The sequence below is a fragment of the Pseudonocardia xinjiangensis genome, assembly GCF_012911925.1.
Lineage (GTDB): Bacteria > Actinomycetota > Actinomycetes > Mycobacteriales > Pseudonocardiaceae > Pseudonocardia > Pseudonocardia xinjiangensis.
Window position 1 is genome coordinate 1 of the sequence record NZ_JAAXKY010000270.1, and the last position, 3,881, is coordinate 3,881.

At 72.2% G+C, this 3,881-nt stretch carries 3 protein-coding genes and 1 tRNA gene; 3 read left to right on the plus strand and 1 reads right to left on the minus strand.

What is annotated here, in order from left to right; translation table 11 throughout:
• Positions 1-448: 448 nt before the first annotated feature.
• Positions 449-524: transfer RNA gene (locus tag HF577_RS36785), tRNA-Lys, on the minus strand.
• Between the two features lie 130 nt (positions 525-654).
• Between HF577_RS36785 and HF577_RS36790 the strand changes: the two genes are divergently transcribed.
• From HF577_RS36790 to HF577_RS36800, 3 genes are all read left to right on the plus strand, one after another.
• Positions 655-1,233, plus strand: a complete 579-nt coding sequence (locus tag HF577_RS36790; RefSeq protein ID WP_169400616.1) for a superoxide dismutase family protein — start codon at positions 655-657, stop codon at positions 1,231-1,233.
• A gap of 21 nt (positions 1,234-1,254) precedes the next feature.
• Positions 1,255-2,403, plus strand: coding sequence for a tRNA dihydrouridine synthase DusB (gene dusB, locus HF577_RS36795; RefSeq protein ID WP_169400617.1), 1,149 nt, complete (start codon positions 1,255-1,257; stop codon positions 2,401-2,403).
• 139 nt (positions 2,404-2,542) lie between these two features.
• Positions 2,543-3,376: a GGDEF domain-containing protein gene (locus HF577_RS36800; protein WP_312859626.1), complete on the plus strand. Its 834-nt coding sequence runs from the start codon at positions 2,543-2,545 to the stop codon at positions 3,374-3,376.
• The last annotated feature ends 505 nt before the right edge of the window (positions 3,377-3,881 follow it).

Sequence of the window (3,881 nt, forward strand, 5' to 3'; positions counted from 1 at the left end):
CACCCACCCCACTCCCTCTCGCGTGCTCATGCCCCGTAGTGGCCGGCATCGATCATCACGTTCCGGCCGAATCATCACAAACACGCACACGCGTCCCCATGCCCCGCCGTCAGCGAGACCTCAGGACTTCCGCCGCGGAGAATCCAGGACCAACGCCGCGGCCCCGGACGTGCGACACGACGATCGCCGAGATCGACAGAAGAATCCCACGTGACGGACCCGAAGGTGGCGACGATGCGCAGGCGCAGTGGCACGGGCCGCCTCCATACGCCCGCACCTGCAGGGCACCTCTTGGCAGGAGATCGATGGTGCCCCGAATCCGTTCGCCGAATCGGGGTGCTGTGCCGCGTCATCAGCAGCTGCGTATGAGTATTTGGCGTCATGAAAGCGTGCCACGCGCACCGCGGCCGCCGCCTGCACCATGCCAGCGAAGTCGCTGGTCACACCCTGGTGGGCCCCCAGGGGATCGAACCCTGAACCCGCGGATTAAAAGTCCGCTGCTCTGCCTGTTGAGCTAGAGGCCCCCGCGTCGCCGCGCCGTGAGCGCGGCGGCGGGCACCAGACTACGGCTCCCGGTTCGAGGCGCGCGCGTCACTCGGTCGTAGTACCCGGACCCGGTCGTCGTTACCGCACGTCAAGCCCCATTCTCGACCCATGCGCTCCCCACGAACCGTTCTCGCCGCAGTCCTCGGCGCGCTGGTGGTGTCCGGTTGCAGCGCCGCCACTGCCACGCTGTCCCCGCCCCCCGGAGTCGCCTCGCGCAACGTCCAGGTCGCCGCCAGCTTCACCACCGGGCCCGGCCCCGCCATCACCTATGACCAGCGGGTGGTGAAGGTGGGGGCGTTCGCCTCGGTGGACGCGCGGTCCGGGGGCGGCATCACCACCGTCGGGCTGGAGGTGCTCGGGTTCGAGCCGGGCCGGCGCTACGGCGCACACGTCCACACCAATCCCTGTGGTGCGACGGGCGCGGACGCCGGTCCGCACTTCCAGAACGTCGTCGACCCCGTCCAGCCCAGCGTCGACCCGCGCTACGCCAACCCCCAGAACGAGATCTGGCTCGACTTCCTCACCGACCAGGACGGGACGGGCCGCGTCGAGAACACCGTGGCCTGGCAGTTCCCCGCCGACCGGCGGCCCGGGTCGATCATCATCCACGCCATGCCGACCGCCGTCGAGCCCGGTGTGGCGGGCACGGCGGGCGGCCGGGCCGCCTGCATCACCGTCAGGTTCTGACGGGGAGGAGAATGGGGCAGTGTGAGTGCCCCTACTGCCGTCTCCACGCGCCCGAAGCCGCTGCGCATCGGCCCGTACGCGTCCGAAACGCCGGTGGTGCTGGCGCCGATGGCCGGCATCACGAACGCCGGGTTCCGGCGCCTGTGCCGTGAGCAGGGGGCGGGGTTCTACGTCTGCGAGATGATCACCTCTCGCGGGCTCGTGGAACGCAACCCGCTGACCTTCCGGATGATCGCGATGGATCCCGACGAGAACCCGCGGTCCATGCAGCTCTACGGGGTGGATCCGGCGACGGTGGGCGCGGCCGTCCGCATGGTCGCCGAGCGCGACCTGGCCGATCACGTCGACCTGAACTTCGGCTGCCCCGTCCCGAAGGTCACGCGGCGCGGTGGGGGCGCGGCCCTGCCCTACAAGCGGCGGCTGTTCGAGTCGATCGTCCGGGCCGCCGTCGACAACGCCGGACGGATCCCGGTGACGATCAAGATGCGCATCGGCATAGACGACGAGCGCCGCACCTACCTCGACGCCGGCCGCCGCGCCGCCGACGCCGGTGTCGCGGCCGTCGCCCTGCACGCGCGCACCGCGGCGCAGCGCTACTCCGGCACGGCCGACTGGTCGGCGATCGCCCGGCTCCGGGACGCCCTGCCCGCCGAGCTGCCGGTGCTGGGCAACGGCGACATCTTCAGCGCAGCCGACGCCGTCGCGATGGTGGCGACCACCGGGTGCGACGGGGTCGTGGTCGGACGGGGCTGCCTCGGTCGTCCGTGGCTGTTCGGGGACCTCGAGGCCGCGTTCGCCGGCCGTCCGCTGCCCACCCCGCCGACGCTGGGCCAGGTGGCAGCCACCATGCGCCGCCACGCCGTGCTGCTGCAGGAGCACATGGGCGTCGACAAGGGCATCCGCGACATGCGCAAGCACATCGCCTGGTACCTCAAGGGCTTCCCCGTCGGTTCCGAGCTGCGCCGCGCGCTCGGCCTGGTGAGCAGCATCGACGAGCTCGACGAGCTGCTCGCCCAGCTCGACGCGCACCAGGAGTTCCCGGCCGAGGCAGACGGCCCCCGCGGGCGTCAGGGATCACCGGGGCGGGTCGTGCTGCCGGAGCACTGGCTCGACGACCCCGACGACCCGTCTGTTCCCTTCGGAGCGGAGCTGGAGCACTCCGGCGGCTGATACTCCGACTGGTAGTGACATGATCACGGAGGGCGAGCGGCTCGGACGGGTGGAAGCGCCCGCGAACGGGTGCGCCGCCTCAAGAGCACCATGCGTCTCGACGACACCACCAGCAACAGGGAGGTGAGTGGTGGTCACGGTGCGTACGGCTTCGCTCGACGACACACGGGACGGGATATCGACCCCGGAGACGCCGACGAGGACGGAGCCCCCCACCACCGCCGCCAACGCCGCGGCGCGCCACACCGCCGTCGCCGAGGAGCTCGCCGAGGCCGGCCGCTGGGAACAGGCGTACCAGCACCTGCGCACGGCTGTCCGGCTCCTGCACGGCGGTCACGTCCCGGACGAGCTCGACCGGCTCCGCCGTGAGCACGCCGAGGCCCGCGAGCAGAGCCGCCGGGACTGTCTCACCGACAGCTACAACCGGCGCTACCTCGACGAACGGCTGGTCACGCTGCTCGACGACCCGTCGTTCACGCGCACGGCCGGGATCTGTATCGCGCTGGTGGACGTCGACCACTTCAAGCAGATCAACGACACGTACGGCCACCCCTTCGGTGACCGCGTGCTGCAGCGGCTCGTCACCGAGCTCGACACCGGCCTGCCCGACGGGGCGTTCTGCGCGCGCTACGGGGGCGAGGAGTTCGCGCTGGTGCTCCCCGGCCGCGACCTGCTGGACGCCGTCGGCATCTGCGAGGCGGCGCGCCACCGGATCGACCGGCATCCCTGGGACGAGCTGGACCGGGATCTCCGGGTGACGGTGAGCATCGGCGTGGCGCACACCCTGGGCCCCGTCGCCGGGCTGGAGCGGCTCGTCGCCATGGCCGACACGCTGCTGTACGGCGCCAAGCACGCCGGTCGCAATGCCGTCGCATACCGGGACAAGCACACCGGAGCGCTCCGTCTCGCCGGAGCAGCAGGTGGTCGGCGTCTGATCCCGGGATCCGGCGCGCGTGCCGACACCCGCTTGTGATCGAACCGGTTCAGCTCCGTAAGCTCGGTCACGATTGAGACCACAGGGGGGCGGGTCCGGGTGACACCCGTGCCCGCCCCCTGTTCGTGCCCGAGGAGGTGGCGTGGAGGACGGTCCGCACCGTGCTCGGCGCTCCACCCCATCCGGCGGCCGTAGGCGGGCTCCCGAGCAACCCGACGACGTCCTCTCGCGGCACGGCCTCCTCGGCTCCGAACCCGAGGAGGACGCTCCCCCGGCCCGGGCGGGCGGGCGCGCCGCGCGCCGACGGGCAGCCGAGGAACGGGAGGCGGGCCGACATTCGCCCGCGCCGCCCCCGGCGGCTCCGGGACAGCACGCACGCGGCTCCGATCCCGGCAGCGACGTCCCGCCCCCGCCCGTCTCCCGGCATTCCCCACGCCGGGACGATCCCGACGCCTACCGGTCCCCCAGCCCTCCACCGGCACGCGGTTCCGGCAGGCGGGCCCTCCCGGACCCGCCGGAACCACGGCACGGCGGAGGCAGTTCC

Bases quoted from the DNA above. Each gene is read 5' to 3' on its own strand.
- HF577_RS36790 (WP_169400616.1), top strand. From the start codon at position 655: ATGCGCTCCCCACGAACCGTTCTCGCCGCAGTCCTCGGCGCGCTGGTG.